Origin of the sequence: Bacillus salacetis, from assembly GCF_003581585.1 — a bacterium.
Classification (GTDB): Bacteria; Bacillota; Bacilli; order Bacillales; family Bacillaceae_B; genus Rossellomorea; species Rossellomorea salacetis.
In genome coordinates this window covers 23,661-38,752 of record NZ_QXIR01000017.1, presented here as the reverse complement: position 1 = coordinate 38,752, position 15,092 = coordinate 23,661, and the positions used below count along the sequence as shown (strand labels likewise).

Genomic DNA, 15,092 nt, shown 5'->3' with positions numbered 1-15,092 from the left:
TAGTCAGTAAAAAAGAATCCTTTAATGAGCGAACTTAATAACGAAGGGACAAGGAACCTGTCCCTCCGTCCCACGGGAGGTTGTTAGTTATGACTAATGAAGTAATGGTAGATGTCCAAAATCTTGTGAAACGCTACGGCTCCATTACGGCTGTGAATGGAGTGGCTTTTCAAGTCAATAAAGGAGAAATATTCGGCCTGCTTGGACCCAATGGGGCCGGGAAGACAACGACGATTGAAATGCTGGTCTGCCTCCGCAAGCCTGACGAAGGTACGGCGGTGTTGGCAGGCTTCGATGTCCGGAAACAAGTGAACAAGGTCAAAGAAGTGATTGGTGTGCAGCTTCAGTCCACCTCCTTATTCGAATTATTGAAGGTAGACGAAATCCTGCACTTATACGCGAGCTTTTATCCGACTCACGTCAACATCAACGAGTTAATAGAGGATATGCTCCTGACTGAAAAGAGGAAGGACCGTATTAAAGGCCTTTCAGGCGGGCAAAAGCAGCGTCTCGCAATCGCGCTGGCTTTGATTCATGATCCCGATATAGTATTTCTTGATGAACCTACGACCGGTCTCGATCCACAAGCGAGAAGGACTCTGTGGGATATTGTCCTGCATTTGAAGGAGCGGGGAAAAACAGTGATTCTCTCCACTCATTACATGGATGAAGCCCATGTGCTCTGCGACCGCATCGGCATTATGGATCAAGGGGAGTTGATCGCTCTCGATACACCAACTAACCTGGTGAAAAAACTGCAGTCAAGCAGTACGGTGGAATTCCATTTGAGCAATCCTCCTGAAGAAGAGTGGTTCATGTCGATGGAGGGAGTCGACGAAGTCTCTATCAAAGATACCTTTGTCCAGCTGTATACCGATGATTTGCAGGTGGCGCTGACCTCCTTGATCCAGGCGTCCGAGCAGCATCAATTTAAAATCAAGGACCTGCAAACACGTTTGGCGACGTTAGAGGATGTCTTTATCCATATGACAGGAAGGAGCATCAGAGAATCATGAGAGCATATTGGCAGTTAACATTGGCGCAGCTTCGTATCTTTGCACGAAACAAGCAGGTGCTGCTCTTCACGTTGCTTTTTCCCATCATCTTAATGCTGGCGCTGGGTTCGCTTGTTGGAGGAGGAAATACGGTTTCTTTGACCGCCGGGGTGGCAGATCTCGATCAAACTGATGCATCCAATGACTTAATGGATCAGTTTTACGAAAATGAAGGCGTCGAAACAAAACAGTTCAAGACGGTCAAAGCTGGTAAAGAAGCAGTTGAAAACGGGGATATAGAGCTTCTTATTGAGATATCAGCAGGATATGAAGAGAGTCTGGATGGAGAAGAGCAAGCCTTCACACTTCCGGTTTATTATAATGAGAAGAACCTTGAAAATTCCGAGCTTGGCCTCACGGTTGTCAATGGAATCATTGATCAATACAGCAAAGACCTTGTGGATTATCAGCCGCTCGTGACTGTTAAAAAGGTCGGGATTGAGGCTTTGGATATCCGTTACATCGATTTCCTTGTGCCGGGGATTGTCGCGATGATGATTTTGAACAACAATATGAATGGCGTGTCAGGGCAAATCTCAGCCTGGAGAGAGAGAGGGATTCTCCGCAGGATGCAGGGAACAAGGTTAAAAGCTTCGACCTTCATTGCGGCGCAAATCACAGCCAGGCTGATGCTAAATGGGACGCAGGCGATGCTGATCGTCCTCATCGCCAATCTCATCTTCGGCATCGATGTCGCAGGGTCCTGGCTCGCCTTGATCTTTTTCATCGTACTTGGGACCCTGGTCTTTATGTCACTCGGCTTCGTCATTGCCGGTATGGCCAAAAACCCTGAAAGTGCGGGCCCGATTGCAGCATTTGTTACGTTTCCCCTATTGTTTCTTGGCGGAGTGTTTTTTCCAGTCAGCGGCATGCCGGATATTGTTCAGCCGATTGTTAACTTCCTGCCCATTGTCCACCTGAGTTCAGCTCTGCGGGAGACAATGAATCTGGGAACACCGTTTTTGGAACTGGGAACGGAAACTCTGATTATGGGTGTGTGGCTGGTCGGCGGATTCATGCTTGCCAGTTATGTGTTTAAGTGGGAGTGATTCTTAGGGGGATCGTCCCTCCTACACAAGTCTTTTTACCTATTTTTCCCTTATTCGGAACTAAAAAATGGAAACAATCTCCTCCCTTGTTTATAAATAAATAGAGAATATTTTAGAGAAAAAGGCGGGAGAGAGTATTGAAATCACTGAAACTTATCGTGATGTTTTTAATTCTGTTTGCAGCCGGCTGCAGCTCCAATGAAAAGGGTACTGCAAGCGTGGAAAAGAAGCAGGACGATGTGAAAACAGAAGAGACTGCAAATGAACAATCTGAAGATGCCGAAGAGGAAACTGATCCGGTCTGGCCCGGAGCTTTTGAAGGAAGCGAAAATGCTTTTGCTTTTCCAATCTCGCTTGCAGAGGCAGAAGAACAGCAAAAAGGCATTTGGTGGGAGAAAATTGAAGATGAAGACCTTTCCGAAGAAGATTTGAATTCATCCGTTGCAGTGCTGCTAAAAGCCATTTCAAATGAAGAAGATGACAGAAGGGCCAATCTGATCAAACAATTCATATCAGATTCCTTTTTTCCTGACCTGCCTCCCATGTCAGAGTTCCAACCGAGAGGAAAGATCAATCTAGAAGAAGTGGAAGAGCAATCAAGTATTAAACTGAACGGGCGGGAAATGAAGGAGAAAATCAACATCGCCATCATTCTGGATGCGTCTGGCTCCATGAAAGCCGTACAAAACGGCAAAACCTTAATGGATATTGCAAAAGAATCCATACAGGACTTCACATCCAATCTCCCGGAAAATGCACAGATCTCCTTAACGGTCTATGGACATAAAGGGACCGGGAATGACGAGGATAAGGAACTGAGCTGCAACGGGATTGAAGAGGTCTATCCTCTTGGCAGGTATGAAAAAGACCAATTTTCATCAGAACTGCAAAACATTAATCCCAGCGGCTGGACGTCCATGGGCAAGTCACTCGAGCAGGTTGGGGAGAAGCTGAAGCAGCAGACAGACAGCACAAATGTGATTTATCTCGTATCTGACGGAAAAGAAACATGCGATGGAAATCCCGCAGAAGCAGCAAAAGCCCTTGCCGGTTCCAACATCGAGCCGATCATCAACGTAATCGGCCTGGCAGTGACAAAGGAAGATGCTTCAGAGCTGGAAAACATCGCAAAAAGCGGGGATGGCCGCTACATCAACGCCAAGACACAGCAGGATCTTGATCAGGAATTCCAGGAATCAACAGACACAATCGGACAATGGAGCGACTGGTTCGAGCAAAATTCCAAGGAAAGCTCAGACCAGCTTCAGGAAGACCAGGAACGCCTAATTGAATTGAATGATGAAACCGTAAGCCGCCTGGGCACCTTCCTCGATACAGGGAGAAAAGTGCTGATAGAACTCAATCAGCAGGAACTCCTTGGGGATGAAGTATATTCAAACGTATTTAACGCGCTCGAAGATTTTTATAACACCATGTACCACGAAAAAGACAGCCTGTACCAACAAAAATTTGGGGAAATCGAAGACACCTTCAACAGCACAAGAAAAGAAATGGAAGATAAATTTGATGAAGGAAGCTAAGTGGGGGCAGGGGGCTGCCCCTCTGTTCCAGTTGGGATAGCAGCCCTGTTAGCCCGGTTTAGTAGGGGGGGTGGGAAAAAAGGGCCGAAAACCGATTTTGAATATCGACTTCAAGGACATTAACCCTGGAAAAGGCACGTAAATCGGTCTTGAAGGACGACTTCAAGGACATCAACCCTGGAAAAGGCACACAAATTTGTCTTGAAGGTCGATTTCAAGGACATCAACCCTGGAAAAGGCACACAAATCGGTCTTGAAGGACGACTTCAAGGACATCAACCCTAGAAAAGGCACACAAATCGGTCTTGAAGATCGACTTCAAGGACATCAACCCTGGAAAAGGCACACAAAACGGTCTTGAAGGGAAGAGACAATGGGGACAGATTCCTTGTCCCTCTGCAAAAGCAGCATAAGGAAAAAAGGAAGAGAATTCACCAGGATACTGATACTGCTCATTATCTTATGAGAGGAAAAGTGGAGTATCTTTCTCCATATTTGAATGCGCCCACCTAAAAAAAGATAGCCAGGCTTATCGGGCCGTTGAGTTTGTTTTGTCGCCGAGATGATGGCTCATTTACAGGCTAATCGGGCAGTTGAGTATGCTTTTTCACCGAGATGCTGGCCCATTTACAGGCTAATTAGGCCGTAGAGTTGCTTATTCGCCGAGATGATGGCTCATTTACAGGTTAATTGGACCTTTTGAGATTGCTCTTTCGCCAAGATGCTGGCTCATTTACAGGCTAATTGGACCGATTAGTATACTCTTTCGCTGAGATGCTGGCCAACTTACAGGCTAAATGGGCCGTAGAGATTGCTTTTTCGCCAAGATGCTGGCCAACTTACAGGCTAAATGAGCCGTTGAGATTGCTCTTTCACCGAGATGATGGCCAATTTACAGGCTAAATGGACCGAGAAGATTGCTTTTTCGCCGAGAAGACGGCCCATTTAAGATCCTTTGTGATAGCCCTTATTACTTTTTCTTTTTTCTTTTACCGATGATGACCACAGTTATTAACACAATCATTAGTAAAAACAAGCCTTCAGCCATAAAGTTTACCTCCTGGAAGTTAATGTATTTCATCAGAGCGACTCAAGGGGCTGTTCTCAACTTTGAGACCGCCTTCACTAAATACATACGAATGGAATGTTGATTAGTTTCAATATTCAGATAATTATTTTGAGAAACCACTCACTTGAGTGACCAATATTCAGGGGTGTATTTTTTTGACAGTTGAGTTATTGAATAAATCACAAACTAATGATCCATACAATAAGTTCCCACTTCAATTTCGTAAAAAAATTGTACAATCCTCTTTACGAACGGCCATTACATTCACCGGTATTCTTATAAACCATTTTGGCTGGGATTTTCATTTCTCATAAAGGTGGAATCATTGTCATCAAGAAATTTCATGGCGGGGGCCAGGGAATCTGTCCTTACATTCCACGAAAGCCCCAGTCACTTGAATAACTTATACCAGTACAACGTAGCGTCAATATTCGGATTATGTGACTGCTTCAGTGTATCCACCCCGCCCAGAATGAATCCGTGTTTCGCATAAAATCGGCATGCACCAAGATTATCATCTTGTGCTTCCAGGGACATTCCTATAAGGTTCCTTTGTTTTGCCCAATCTTCCGCTGTAGTCAAAAGCAGCTTCCCAATCCCGCTTCCTCTAAATTCTTTTTTTATCGCAATGTTTTCGATATAACAGAAGTGATTCCAATCCTTAACGATCCTGATTTGGCCCATGCAAGTATCATCCATATAAGCTAAAAACAAGGCACGACCCTCTTGATTTATGTATTGGCCCCAATCCAGCTTGTCATCTGGGAAACGGGTTTCTCTGGGTCCCTCAAAAAGAATCTCTTCATAAGACCATTTTCCAGATTGCAAGCTTGGGACAACTCTGCCAAACAACGTAAAATGATCATTTGTTTTATTGATGTCCTCTATTAACTCTTGTTTCAATAGAGCGATAGTGATTTTACTATTCATATTCCTGGCTCCTTTTTCTAATGATTTAGTGTGACAGGTGAACGGTTCATTTCAGGACTATTATATTGAAGCAAAACCTGTTTCATTCACTTAATGATCCATCTCAATTTTACCACAAGCCAAACACCCGGTTACTAGTTATATAGGAGTTGTGGCCGCTAGATAGGATGAAACAGTTTTGTTTGATAAAATGGCACACAGATTTTTCAGTTAAAAACCTGTACTTCGGATAGTAGATAAGGTGGAAGTGCTAATTTTAGGGATCATGCGGATAAAATTTAATTACCGTCTAAAATGCATATACTATTATTTTATAAGTCTCGGGGGTGAAGCTGTTATTCAACAAACGGGCCAGTTAATTGAATATCATCAATCCTCTTCATAAAGAAATAAGACTCGTCTCTAGGCGAGTCTTAATTTAATTTATATTTTAAACCGCAATCAAAAGGATGGAAATAATTACTTAAAAACGAAAGGAAATTTTTGTTGTATTCTGTAAAAAAATAGATGAAATTATCTTGAAGAGAGGAGGGTTACTAGACTGAAAGTAGCGAGTCTGGTTATTATTGAACATTTTAATTGAACCGGAGGAAAAACTAGTTGATTAAGCGGGGACTTAGCAATAAAATTTTGTTGTCGTTGGTTGCATTTGTTTTGTTATTTTCGTCTATCCCTATAAGTAGTGTGTTTGCTCATGGTGGAAGCCATGAACAACAAAGTAGTAAGGAAGAGAAAAAGAAAGAAGAGAAACTGAAACCAAAGAAGATTACATTCGAAGAAACCCTTCAACAAAATGTTGAAAAAGTACAAGAAGTTGAAGATAGTAGAACAACTAATGGAAGCACATTTATTAATAGTGACTTAAGTTATACCACTGATGTGCATACTAGTGCTGTTCACTACAAGGATACAAAAGGAAAATATCAACCTATTGAAAACAAACTCAAGAAGATTGATGAAAAGGATAAAAAAGGTTTTAAATATAAATCAGAAAAAAACCAATTCTCCGTAGAATTTGCAGAAAAGGTTAAGAAAAACAGTGAATTGGTGTCCATATCATTTGGCAAGGATAAATTAGGGTTTATTCTACAAAATGCACAAAAGGAAGCAGAAGTAGAACTAACAGAAAACAATGCATTATATAAAAATGTTTTTAATGATACAGACATAAAATATTCATTATTACCTGAAGGTTTAAAAGAGGATATCGTTTTGCATTCAAAGGATAGTCAATCGGAATTCACTTTTGACATTACGGGATCTTTGACCGCCAAGCAAAGTGGTAAGAATATTGAATTCTACAATAAAGAAAATCAACTTGTGTGGGTTATGACACCACCATATATGGAAGATGCGAATGAGGTTTTCTCTCATGCCATCGAATATTCTTTAGTAGAATCAAAAGGAAAAAAACAATCTATACAATTAACAGTAGATAAAGGTTTTGTGAATGATAAGGATAGAGCTTTTCCTATTGTTGTGGATCCAACTGTCAATCTGGGTGGGAGTGCGTCCAACACTTTAGACTCTTATGTAATGCAAGACTACCCTTCCTATAATTATTATAGTAGTACGGATTTACGGACAGGCTATGCCGATTCTACTGGCGTGACCCGATCTTATATGGATTTTACGAACAGTCTTCCTAATTTAAATGGAGGGCTTTTAGTTAAGGCAGAGCTTAAGGCATATCGATTTAGTAATGGATATAACACCATTAACACGAACCTTTATGCTCAAAGAGTTTCATCTTCGTGGGGAGTTAATACCGTCACGTGGAATAATCAGCCGAGCATCGATACTACAAAAACATACGGCAGCACTGCGGTTAATGGCACTCTTGGCTGGGCCACTCTTAATATCACAGAACTGGTAAACAAATGGTATGACGGAACTGCTAATCATGGGCTTGTTTTACGTTCTACTTCAGAAGGTACATTGGGTACGTACAGAAAATATAACTCTGCAGAGGCAGCGTCTAACAAGCCTTACCTGGCAGTTACATATTCTGGCCCTCCTAGTGCTCCTACTGGAACGGATGTCGGAAATGGGACTGGAACCAGTTCAGGATATGTGAATCTATCTTGGACACCAGTAAGTGGAGCAACAGGCTATAAAGTTTTAATCTTTAATGGGAAAGAGTATCAAGAGATAAATGTAGGAAATGTAACTAGTTGGTCAACTAAAGGGAAGAAATTATGGCCAACTGCTTCTCAAATTCAACAAGGACTTTATGCATTAAGACATGATGGAACGGGGACTGACCTTTCCGATGATCCGAGACCGGTTTATAAGAACTCCGGAGGGACTTACCCTAACAGCAAAAACTATTGGTTTAGAGTAAAAGCTTATAATGCATACGGAGAGACCGTCCAATCAGGTGCATATATGCCCACACTTCCTGACCAAACGAAACCGACGAAGCCAGGGAAACCGGTAGTAACAAATAAGCTCAATACTAATTTTACTTTTACTTGGGGGGCTTCTACTGATTCCCTTTCAGGTATTAAAGGATATAGAGTCTATGTAGGGACTGGTCCAGGTAAGACAGACATAGTAGCTGGTACTTTTGTAACATCTAACACATTTTCAGTTACCAATGCCATTCCTAGAACCAGTTATTATATCCATGTAACCGCAGAAGATAATGAAGGAAACACCATATCTTCCGATGAGACCATTGAGATTGCGAGAAAGCAGCTAGATGCGTCCATTGATGGAGTTTCCATACCTTCTCAAATGGAAGCTGGTGGCCAATATAGTGTTCAAATTAAAGTTAGAAATGAAGGATTAGAAACGTGGACAGCAGCAGGGGGCTTCTTATTAGGGTCAGTCAAGGAAGTGGATCCTCTAACTGCTGATACCAGAGTGCAGTTGAGTTCATCTGACTCCATAGGTCCATCGCAAGTTAAAACTTTTACTCTTAATTTTGTAGGAAATAAGAGCCCTGGAGATTATATCACTGAGTGGCAAATGCTTAAGCTTCAATATGGAAGTTTAGGAGAAGTGTTTTCAAAGAATGTTAAAGTAGTCGATACAACTCTTCCTACAGGGAAGGTAACGATTAATAATGGTGAAACATTAACCAACTCACCAAACGTTTTCCTTAAGTTAAATGCCCAGGATAATTCTAATCCGCCTTATTCTGTAAAGTTAAGAAATGAGGTAAATACCTGGTCAGCGTATGAACAACTAGTTAATAGTGACAAGCCTTGGGTTCTTTCTAATAGTAACGGTGAAAAAACAGTTTCAGCCGTTTTTAAAGACCAAAGTGGAAATGAGTCCATAATTTACTCTGACAGCATCACGTTAGATACTAGTTATCCAACAGCAAAACTGACCTCTCCATCAGCAATGGATTATGTCAATGGAGTGACGGTCATTAAAGGAACAGCTACAGATAATGACTTAAAAGAATATACCATAAGCTATGGAAGCGGTGAAGCTCCAACATCCTGGACAACCATTAAGACTGGCTCTTCTGTAGTCACAGAAAATATTTTAGGAGACTGGAATACTGCAAGCATACCAGCTGGCCTCTACACAGTTCGGTTGTCTGTTTCAGACCAAGCTGGAAATACCTCTATTTCTTCCAAAATGGTTTGGGTCGATCCTCTTGTCTCTATGCTTGGTACAGAGAATTACTGGGGATTTGAAGATATCAATACAGGTTATGGTATTGGAAAGGTTAACCTTGCAAACGGCAATAGCTATCTAGAATTTTCTGATTCAAATCTTAAAGGAAGAGAACTCGATACAGCAATTAACCGTGTTTACAATAGCCAGGAGGAAACTGTGACTCCTTTAGGAAAAGGATGGCGCTTAGACCTTTATATGTCTATTAAAGAAAAAACGGACGGCAACTTGTTACTGACGGATGAAGACGGTTCCCAGCATCTCTTTGTAAAGAATGCAGATTCCACGTACACATCGCCAGCAGGTGTTTTCAGAAAGCTTACGAAGCTAAGCGACGATACATTTAAGTTAATGGACCTTGATGCAGCCAATATAGGCTATAGCTTCAATATAAAAGGACAATTAACTTCTTTTGAAGATTTAAATGGAAATAAGATTCAAATTCGATACTCCCATAATGAGATTAGTGAAGTAGAAGACCCTACCGGCAGGATTACCTCTTTTACGTATCTAAACAATCGACTAGAGGATATCATTACTTATGCAGGCACGAAAGTTCACTTCTCCTATACGAATGGCCAGCTTGCTGGAGTTAAATATTACGATGGCAAAGGTTCACTCTACCGGACTATTGGCTATAAATATGGGGTCAACGGGAAATTAGAAGAATATACGAATCCGAATAATAAAACAGTGACTTTTCAATACAATGGGCATCGTTTAATAGCGGTAAAAGGTACTTTGACCACGAGAAATGCAGCTGCTGGACAGCTAAACAATCCGTACCCAGTTCACGAGTCCTTTAATTATGACTTATTAAAGAAAACAACTCAGGTAACGAATCATGGCAGCAATCAATCACTTGTCTCCATTTATGAAACCAATCAAAATGGAAACCTCATCAAATCAATTGATGATCCGAGCAAACTAAATATTGTTAACAGCTTTAATTATGAAAAAAATCAGTTAAAAGAATCAATTGATGGAAAGGGGTATAAAACCTCCTATACCTATGACGAACGTGGGAACGTATTAACAAAAACTGAACCATTGACTCATGATATTGAGGGAGGGACACACACGCCCCTTACCAGATTCGAATATAAAGCTGGAACTAGTCTAGTCAGTAAGGAAACCGATCCTTTGGGTAGAGTGATCCAACATGATTATGACACAAAAGGGAACAGGATATGGACTATCGACAGCGAAGGCTTCAAAGAATCTTTTAATTATGATTCATATGGAAACTTATTAGACACTACCTATGAACGTGGTCCACTATATGGCTATTTACCGAATTACAGCTTTGAAAAAGGGGAAGGTACGGTTGTTTCGGACTGGCGAGCAGGTGGTACTGTAACCTTCCAAACATCAGACAAAAAAAGTGGGACACGAAGCTTATCTTTAACCGGAAGTATTGATTCTGATTTTATTCCGATTAAGAAAGGGAATCTCCCTGTTCGTGCATTGGCTTGGATAAAAGGTTCCGGTGCTGTAGTATCTCTGAAGTTTTACGATTCATCTAAGGCTGCCTTAACAACCAAGAATAGCACAGCGTCGACATCAACAAATTGGGTTCTACAGCATGTTGCCTCAGATATTCCGACTAATGCGGCTTATGTTAGTGTAAAGGTGACCTCAGGCGCAACAGCCATTCTGGTAGATGATGTTCGAGTAGAAGAAAGTGGATACTCTACAAAAAATAAATACAGTACTGACGGATTAAACCTTTTAGAGACCTTCGACCCTTACGGAAACAAAATGGTTTATGAATACAACCTAGCTGGTGATAAGGTCAAAGAGACCAATGAGCTGGGGCAAATTGCATCGTTTGAAAACAATGCCGATCACCAAATTACTAAGCAGGTAGATCGGCGTGGGAAAATCACACATTTTGAATATGATTTTAACGGCAATCTCAAGAAAGAAACGAACGCCTTAGGGCATGTTGTGGAATATGAATATGATGAGTTCAACAACCAGATTTCACAACAAAATCCAAAGGTAACAAGAGTGGATTATGTTTCTCAAGTTGCGTCAGCCCCAGAAGTACTGACAATTACGGAGATAGACGAATTTAATGAACTGGGACAAAAAGTTGCTGAAAAAGATGGAAATGCCAACGGAGAGTTGAATCGCTTTTATTATGATTCGGTCGGAAGATTGGCCAGAAGCATTGACCCCATGAAAAATGAAGTTAGGTTTACTTATGATAACAACAATAATAAGGAAACCGAAGAGAATCTTGCCTGGGATAAGGCTACTTCGACTCTCTATTCTAAGGGCACAACCTTTTATAATTATGATGAGTTAGATCGTCTAACTAGTTATTCTGATCCTACTAAAGATAAAAATACACTGGTTGAAAAAACCAAGTATGATGCTGTGGGTAATATAGTTAAAACAATTACCGGAACTGGCGATTGGACAGAATATCAGTATGATAAAAACAATAATGCTATATACAGTAAAGACTCATCTACTCCAGCGGTTGAAACATGGACTCTATATGATGGATTAGGTAATGAAGCCCTCGCATTAGATAAGCTTGGATTTACCACATATGTATATGAAGCAAATAACTTATTAAAAGAAGTTATTGATACAGAAGGGAAAAAGACGTCCTATACGTATAATGCTGCTGGGGACAAAACCAAGCTAGTGGATGCCACTGGAACGGCTACGAATTGGGCTTATAATGAAGAAGGACAAATCAAAGAGGAAACAGTAGAGGTTACGGATCCAATTAGCGGTACGGTCTCTTTACAGACAATTTTATATGGTTATGATGCTATTGGTCAGGTCACTAAAAAGACCATTAGCGATACAAAAGATTCCGTTACCACGCCTTCCAAGGAAGTAACCTATGTGTATGATGAATTGGGACAATTGGTAAAGGAAACAGGCATTAATTCCGATGGGAAGAAAACAGAGAGTCGTTTCTATCATGATATGAATGGTAATGTCCTTAAAACGTGGGTTTATGACGAAACCAATCCGGTTCCTGTTGCAGTTGACCCGGATGGAGATGGCTATTTCAACAGCGAAACACAATCTCAGTATGATGCGAACAATCGTTTAATTCTCGAAGAAATCAGCCACACAGGGACCAAAACAACTAATGTGATAGCCGACCACAAAAATGAAGAGGTACTTCATAGTGTACTGGGAGACACTGTTGTCACCTATGATGATAATGATCGTATGAAGAGGGTTTTAACACCAAACTTCGATACCTTCTCCTATGAGTATTTGGTGGATGATTCGCTTTCTAAGGTAATTGGGCCAGGGGTTGAAACCTCTCTAACCTATAATGGCGGTACTAAACTGAAAACGTTAAAAGCTGTAAATCGAAACAACCAATCAATCATTCTAGATTTGGTCTATAACCACTCTGATGCGGAACAAGTTGTTGAAGTGTTAGATAAAGGAATTAGTAAAAAGAAATATACCTATACTCCTTCAGGGCAGCTTGAGACAGTTGAAGCAAATGGGAAGAAGTTGAAATATAGTTATGATGCAAACTCGAATTTAATTAAAGTAGAAAACCTCACTACCAATAAAGTGGTGGAGACCTATTCTTATGACTCAGAAAATCGTATACGCCAAAAGAAAGTCTACAATGAGACAACCGGAAGCCTTATTAGCACTATTGATTACGAGCATAATTCCAGTGGCACTCTTTCGAAGGTTTCGGCCAAGGAAGGCTCAAATGTAACAATTACAAACTACGAGTACAACAGCGACGATCAATTAATGAAAGTCCTTAAAACCGTTAATGGTGTAAAACAGCCAGAGGTTCTGTATGAGTATGATACCGATGGAAACAGGATTGCTAAAAATGTTAATGATGGGTCTAAAAATACTCACTATCATTATCATTTGGATACCAACGGAGGGTTATTTTTAGAAACAATTGCAGGGCCAACGGAAGAACAAAGAATCAAGTATTACCGAGATGCAGATGGAAACCTATTGAGCTTTAGCTACAATGATGTCGTGTATTACTATCAGTTCAATGCCAGAGGAGATGTAGTCGCTCTTACGGATGCAGCAGGTAATGTCAAAGCAACCTATGATTACGATGAATGGGGTAATGTTGTCTCTATTACGGGAGATTTGACTGTCGCCCAGACCAACGTTTATCGTTACGTCGGTAAATACGGAGTCATGTACGATAGCGATACAAATCTATATTTGATGGGCTGGAGAGATTACGACCCGTCAACAGGAAGATTTATTGTTCCGGATGAATACGAGGGGACAGAAGAAGATCCTACATCACTAAATCGATATCTGTATGCAGATGCAGACCCTGTAAATAACATCGATCCTGATGGTCATGCTCCAAAGTGGCTGCAGAAAGGGTGGAAAGCCACTAAGAAGTATGGTAAAAAAGGGTATAATGCTTACATTGGAAACGATATTAGGACTTTGAGAAATCCTAAATCGAAGTGGTACCATAAAGCGGGGGCAGCAGCGTCTATTGCTAGTAATATAATACCTGGTGGACAAACCAAGTGGTTTATTAAAGGTGCTATAGGTATTACAAAAAATTTAAAAAAAGCTAAGAAGGTAAAGAAATTTCCAGCATCTTCTCTTAAGAAATCGAGATCTGAGAAGAATATTAAGATAAGAAGTAAATCACAGGCACAAAAAAATAAGGGGGGAAGTAGTGGAAGAACAGGTAAACAAAGTAGACTTAAAGAAATTGCGAATGATGATAAAGTATCTAGAGCTTTAAGAGGTGATATAATACGTGATATAAATGAAATTAAAAGAGGAAAGAGAAAAAGTATAAGAGTTCCGCAAGGATATAATTTGGCACATAGACGAGGATATGAAGCCAGAAAGGGTTATGGCTATGAGCATAGTGATCTTCAAACTATAAGAAGTCATAAAACTCAGCATAAACATGATGGCTATGGAAAAAGGAAGAAAAAGAGGAGGTAATATTGTTGAATAATAAAGAGATTGAGGTAGTTAGTAAGCTACCTGCTTCAAAAAGGTATGAATACTTTATAAAAAAAGTTGCTGATTTTGAAGAAGTATGGGGGTTATACGATGATGGCTGGGCAATCTCAGAAGATGAAAATGGTAATTCCTTGATGCCCTTTTGGCCTAAACAAGAATTTGCAACTTTATGTGCAGTTGATGAGTGGAAGAATTATAAAGCAGAACAGATCGAACTTGAGGAATTTATGCAGGAATGGTTACCTGGTATGAAGGCAGATGGTATCAAGCTATCAGTATTTTGGAATAATGTAGACTCAGCAGTATTAGATATTGATACCTTAATCATAGATTTAGAAAATGAGTTAAAAAAATATTAATTTTTACCCTTGAAGGGCTTAATGCCTTTCAAGGTTTCTTTTTGTTGGTAAACGGAGGCGTTGAACTAAGAGGGTTTACGCTATTTTTGTTGAAGTTATTGGATTAACGGTTAATGGAATAAGACTATTTAAAAAAAGTTGATAAACTAGGGAGAAATAAATGAGTTATAGTTTTGAAGACCTTATTAAAGATTTAGATATAGGAAGAGAAATTGAGTTTTTGCTCCAAACCAAAAAGTACTATATAGGTTGCGGAACAGGAAAATATATGTTTTGGGAGTTCAATAATGACGCAAATGAGATTATAGGTAAAAACGCTGAGGTTTTACTTTCGAAAGGTTAAAGTTGAAGGGAAATCGATTGAGGATATTTGGGAGTTCATAGAAATTGATTTCATTTTTTGAAGTGAGTTATTTCTTTTTGTTCCATTATCGGGCAGAATAGTTGAAGAAAGAATTGGAACTTATTAGTTATTTCTT

At 40.3% G+C, this 15,092-nt stretch carries 7 protein-coding genes; 6 read left to right on the top strand and 1 reads right to left on the bottom strand.

Annotated elements, in window-relative coordinates; genetic code table 11:
• The first annotated feature begins 89 nt into the window (after positions 1-89).
• From D3H55_RS13055 to D3H55_RS13045, 3 genes are all read left to right on the top strand, one after another.
• Positions 90-1,016 (top strand): ABC transporter ATP-binding protein, encoded by a 927-nt coding sequence (locus tag D3H55_RS13055; RefSeq protein WP_119547350.1) that lies wholly within the window; start codon positions 90-92, stop codon positions 1,014-1,016.
• Positions 1,013-2,104 (top strand): ABC transporter permease, encoded by a 1,092-nt coding sequence (locus D3H55_RS13050; protein ID WP_119547349.1) that lies wholly within the window; start codon positions 1,013-1,015, stop codon positions 2,102-2,104. The genes D3H55_RS13055 and D3H55_RS13050 overlap by 4 nt, the downstream gene beginning before the upstream one ends.
• Before the next feature lie 137 nt (positions 2,105-2,241).
• Positions 2,242-3,645 (top strand): vWA domain-containing protein, encoded by a 1,404-nt coding sequence (locus D3H55_RS13045; RefSeq protein ID WP_119547348.1) that lies wholly within the window; start codon positions 2,242-2,244, stop codon positions 3,643-3,645.
• A 1,459-nt stretch (positions 3,646-5,104) separates the two neighbouring features.
• On the opposite strand, the gene D3H55_RS13040 is transcribed toward D3H55_RS13045, so the two are convergent.
• The gene (locus tag D3H55_RS13040) at positions 5,105-5,644 is read right to left on the bottom strand and encodes a GNAT family N-acetyltransferase (RefSeq protein ID WP_119547347.1); all 540 of its coding nucleotides are present in this window, start codon (positions 5,642-5,644) and stop codon (positions 5,105-5,107) included.
• 600 nt (positions 5,645-6,244) lie between these two features.
• On the opposite strand from D3H55_RS13040, the gene D3H55_RS13035 reads away from it, so the two are divergent.
• The 3 genes from D3H55_RS13035 to D3H55_RS13025 all read left to right on the top strand — a co-directional run bounded on the left by D3H55_RS13035 (position 6,245) and on the right by D3H55_RS13025 (position 14,956).
• A complete protein-coding gene (locus tag D3H55_RS13035; protein WP_119547346.1) occupies positions 6,245-14,233 on the top strand; it encodes a DNRLRE domain-containing protein in 7,989 nt (2,662 codons plus the stop codon).
• Between the two features lie 5 nt (positions 14,234-14,238).
• Positions 14,239-14,613, top strand: a complete 375-nt coding sequence (locus tag D3H55_RS13030) for a DUF2750 domain-containing protein (RefSeq protein ID WP_119547419.1) — start codon at positions 14,239-14,241, stop codon at positions 14,611-14,613.
• 160 nt (positions 14,614-14,773) lie between these two features.
• On the top strand, positions 14,774-14,956 hold the full coding sequence (locus D3H55_RS13025; RefSeq protein ID WP_119547345.1) for a hypothetical protein: 183 nt from the start codon (positions 14,774-14,776) through the stop codon (positions 14,954-14,956).
• Positions 14,957-15,092: the final 136 nt, after the last annotated feature.

Coding starts and splice junctions, on each gene's coding strand:
- D3H55_RS13055 (WP_119547350.1), top strand. CDS start 90: ATGACTAATGAAGTAATGGTAGATGTCCAAAATCTTGTGAAACGCTAC.
- D3H55_RS13050 (WP_119547349.1), top strand. CDS start 1,013: ATGAGAGCATATTGGCAGTTAACATTGGCGCAGCTTCGTATCTTTGCA.
- D3H55_RS13040 (WP_119547347.1), bottom strand. CDS start 5,644: ATGAATAGTAAAATCACTATCGCTCTATTGAAACAAGAGTTAATAGAG.
- D3H55_RS13025 (WP_119547345.1), top strand. CDS start 14,774: ATGAGTTATAGTTTTGAAGACCTTATTAAAGATTTAGATATAGGAAGA.